Below are 616 nucleotides of genomic sequence, written 5' to 3' on the forward strand. Positions count from 1 at the left end.
GTTCGTTTTTCCCAGTTTTTTCGCCACCTGCGCGATGCACCAGTCGTCGTAGGCGTATTCGAGCGTTCGTGCGACATTCTCGTTGATACCCACATCGTAGGGGATGTATCCCAGTGTGTTGTAGTATTCGTGTCCGAGGCGCCCCGTGGAGCTCACCGTGGGGTGTACCTTCCGGCGTCCTGCGAGCATCGCCTCGTAGAGCGTCGCAATGTCTTCCTCGGGGGTGACACCTTTCAGGATGGCATCCGAAACGACCGACGCCGAGTTGTTTCCGACCATGCACCCACGGTGTCCGGGCGAAGCCCATTCGGGCAGAAATCCGCTCTCGCGGTAAGCGTTTGCCAGCCCGGCCTGAATTTCGGCATTGACCGACGGATAGACCAGATTGAGCAGCGGAAACAGACTGCGGAAGGTGTCCCAGAATCCCGTGTCGGTATACATGTATCCCGGCAGTACCTCACCGTTGTAGGGGCTGTAATGCAGGATATTGCCGTTCTTGTCGATCTCGTAGAACTTGCGCGGGAACAAGGTCGAACGGTAGAGGCACGAATAGAACGTGCGGTACTGGTCCGTCGTGCCTCCCTCGACTTCAATACGTCCGAGCACCTCGTCCCAG

General features: G+C 57.8%; 1 protein-coding gene. It reads right to left on the reverse strand.

Annotated features, from left to right (window positions below):
- Positions 1-616 (reverse strand): glycoside hydrolase domain-containing protein (locus HMPREF9720_RS06885; RefSeq protein WP_039940124.1); only part of this gene is annotated, 616 nt, incomplete at both ends.

Origin of the sequence: Alistipes sp. HGB5 (assembly GCF_000183485.2) — a bacterium.
GTDB classification, from domain to species: domain Bacteria; phylum Bacteroidota; class Bacteroidia; order Bacteroidales; family Rikenellaceae; genus Alistipes; species Alistipes finegoldii.